At 52.1% G+C, this 3,622-nt stretch carries 1 pseudogene; it reads right to left on the reverse strand.

Going from position 1 to position 3,622, the window contains the following annotated elements:
* Nucleotides 1-738 precede the first annotated feature (738 nt).
* Nucleotides 739-3,622 (reverse strand): annotated as a pseudogene (locus QUA78_RS28395) (hypothetical protein); the annotation flags it as partial.

Here is a 3,622-nt window from a genome sequence, read left to right on the forward strand (position 1 = left end):
ACATACAGCAGATTGCACATTAATTATTCTCTTAGTATCCCTGATTTTGGATCATTTTTTCCTTGGATTACTCTTAAGGGCTATGAATGCTTTACTTCGTTCCGATTACACATTGGTTGAACATGACAGCGTAATGCTATCCACCGGTTTTTTTTTTTTTTTTTTTTGCAGTGCTGATAAGTCAATCCGATAATTGCTTATGCCCTATCCTTGCCTTTTGGCGGGCGTCAGTCAGCCGTTTGACCATCTATCATAACGATGGTTCAGACACATTTTTGCTTTCGCTACGCATATGTTCTTGCTCGAGGGCTACCCTATTCGGCTAAGAGTATTTCTGCCTTTTATCCCCGCTTTATCCTGTTAGTTGCTACCCAACAAAATAGGGGATATGCTTTTACCGCTGCACCTGCGGACTGGGACTTGACTTAATGCCTCACCCATAAGTGTAATCAGTTATCACTAACTTCTAGGAGTTAGGCTAACCGTCCCTGGATAGGAGAACCTACCCATTTAGGTTAAACGAATCGCACAACAGATTTGATATTATACCAAATCCGGCTTGAACACGCCTTGATGCTTTAGTCTCTTAGAGAGGGACGAAAGGCAAGTGTAAGAGCGGTTTCAAGCGCCGAGTGCTATAAAGTTTCTAACCCGGATTGAGTATTGTGACCAACGCCACATAAGTTACGATCTGCTGTGGCGTTTTTTTCGGAGAATAGGGGACTTTCGCGGCCAATTCTAAGCCTCAGAGCGTAATATCTCTGATAAGAAATCCGAGGAGCCGATCGCCCCCTTAACCCCAACCAGATTCGCTAAAACCCGATCGGTTCCTGCTACTAGCAGCAAGGTAGCGTTCGGAGTGGCGCTAAATTGCAACTGCTGGAAACTCAGCCCGTCGGTCAAAACAAACTTATCGACGCCTACCTCGAAGTTAATCACAGTATCAGTGCCGCCATCAGCACTCAACACAAATCGATCGCTCCCAATACCTCCAATTAAAGTATCCTCGCCCAAGTCGCCAAACAGCCAGTCATCTCCAGCGCCCCCATTGAGAAGGTCGCTATCTTTACCACCAATCAGGGTATCGCTGCCAGCATCTCCGTTGATAGTATCTTGCCCTTCGTTGCCGTAGAGCAAGTCATCGCCGTCACCGCCGTTGATGCAGTCTTGCTGGTCGTTTGCGCCCACCGAGACACCCCGGTTATCGGAACGATCGCCATAGATGGTATCGCTGCCCTCGTCACCGCAGAGCTCATCGCTGCCGTCACCGCCGTAAATCAAGTCGTCGCCCCGATCTCCGTGTATGAGGTCGTTAGCTTTGCCGCCGTAAATCAAGTCGTTGTCTTGACCGCCGGCGATGGTATCGTCACCCTCATCGCCGAACAGCACATCAGCACCGATGCCACCAAAGAGAAAGTCCCGGCCGCCAACATCTTTAGCTCGACTTCGAGCACCACCGTACATGGTGTCGTCGCCACTGTCGCCAACAAGGGTATCGGAGCCGATTTCGCCCCAAATCAGGTCATTATCTTTGCCACCCCAAACACAATCATTGCCTTTACCTGCTTGCACGGTATCATTACCGTGGCCGCCACCCATGATGTCGTTGCCGCTGCCACCAAAGATTAAGTCTTGTTCGCCGGTATCCCCAACTGACTGGGAACTGCCACTGTCGCCGAGCAGAGTATCGGCTCCTTCGCCGCCGTAGAGGGTATCGGAGCCTAATTGACCGTAGATCAGGTCATTGCCTTTACCTCCGTAAGCGCGATCGTTTTCTTTGCCTGCAACGAGCGTATCGTTGCCTTGTTGGCCGTTGAGGAAGTCGTTGCCGAAGCCTCCGTACAGCAAGTCTAGTCCCTGGGAGTCGCTGACCCTTTGGTCGCCGATGCCGCCAAACAAGGTGTCGGAGCCGATGCCACCAAACAAGGTATCGGAGCCGATTTCGCCCCAAATTAAGTCATTTTCTTTACCTCCAAGGGCAATATCGTCAGCTTTGCCGGTATGGATGGTATCGTCGCCCTCGTTGCCATTAATGAGATCTGCACTGTTGCCCCCGAAGATCAAATCGCCATTGTTCTGAGCACTGCTAGAGTTATCGCGGCCGTTGTCTCCCAAAATCGTATCGGCACCTCGATCTCCAAACAGGGTGTCAGAGTCTAAGTCGCCGGCAATCCAGTCGTTCTGTTTGCCTGCAAATACGATATCGTTGCCCTCGTCTCCGTAAACAATATCGGTGTCAATGCCGCCAAAAATTGTGTCATTGTCTTCGTTGCCGTAAATTTCGTCCGCGCCGTCTTCACCTAAAAGCAGGTCGTTGCTTTCAAAACCGACAATTTTTTGGTTGCCTTTGGTGTCTGCGATGAAGTCATCGCCGTCGGTTCCTTTGGTGGTTTGTTCCTCTGAAAATTGTGAAATCGGCTGGATAAATCCAACTGCGGGTGGTTGCTGCGGGGGCGCAAAGTTAATTCCCGGTTTTTCAATAATGGGCGAACACTGACAGTCGGTATCTGTTTCGGCGATCGGATTTGAAATGATCGGCGATGCCGGCGTTGGTGTGGGAGTTGGCGCAACCGGCCGTAAGATAGCTGCCACAGTAGCGGCAACGGGACTGATAGCACCGCTGTTGTCTTTGGCGCTGTAGGTGAAATTGGTTGCTGTAAAGTTGCCCGTTGTGAAGAAAAATAGTTGCTGCAACTGTTCTGGAGTCAGGACTTGACCTTGCGTCACCGGTACACCGCCGCCGTTGGCTGGATCTCCTAAAAACAGACCTGCTTGGTCTGGTGAGGGCAGGGTGTTGATGGTATAAGAGACGATCGACCCGTCGGGGTCGCTTCCTCCCAATCCCGTGACTAACTGGCTGCTGTTGGGCCCGAGGCTGGAGTTGGCATTGTTGGCTAATGGCGGTTGGTTGGGAGTTGAAAGTATGGCCGCCACAGTAGCGGCAGCGGGACTGGTGGCGCCGCTGTTGTCGGTAGCGCTGTAGGTGAAATTGGCTCCTGTAAAGTTGCCTGTCGTGAAGAAAAATAGTTGCTGTAACTGTTCTGGCGTCAGGACTTGACCTGGTGTCACCGCAACGCCGCCGTTGGCTGGATCTCCTAAAAACAGGACGGCTTGGTCTGCTGGGGGCAGGGTGTTGATCGTGTAAGAGGCGATCGACCCGTCGGGGTCGCTGCCTCCCAATCCCGTGATTAACTGGCTGCTGTTGGGCCCGAGGCTGGAGTTGGCATTGTTGGCAACTGGCGGTTGGTTGGGAGTTGGAGTCGGTGTCAGAGTTGTGGTGACTGTAGATGCGTTGTTGCCCGGAGTCGGGTCAGCGGTAGTTGAGGTACTTCTGGCGGTGTTGGTGACGCTGCCGGATGCAGGTGCGATGAAGCTGACTGTGTTGTTGACGGTGACACCGCTGGCTAAGCTGGTAGCTGGCCCGAAGGTGACAATACCTGTAGCGGGATCGTAGACACCGCCGTTGGAGGGGATTACTCCTGTTAAGCCGGGAATGATGCTGTCGGTAACGGTGACGTTTTCGGCTGTGCTTGGCCCGTTGTTGACTGTCGAAATTGTGTAAGTAACTCTTTCACCTGGTGCTGCTGCCGCAGTCCCGCTTTTGGTGGTAACGAGGTCGGCA

The organism is Microcoleus sp. K4-B3 (genome assembly GCF_036704615.1).
Lineage (GTDB): Bacteria > Cyanobacteriota > Cyanobacteriia > Cyanobacteriales > Microcoleaceae > Microcoleus.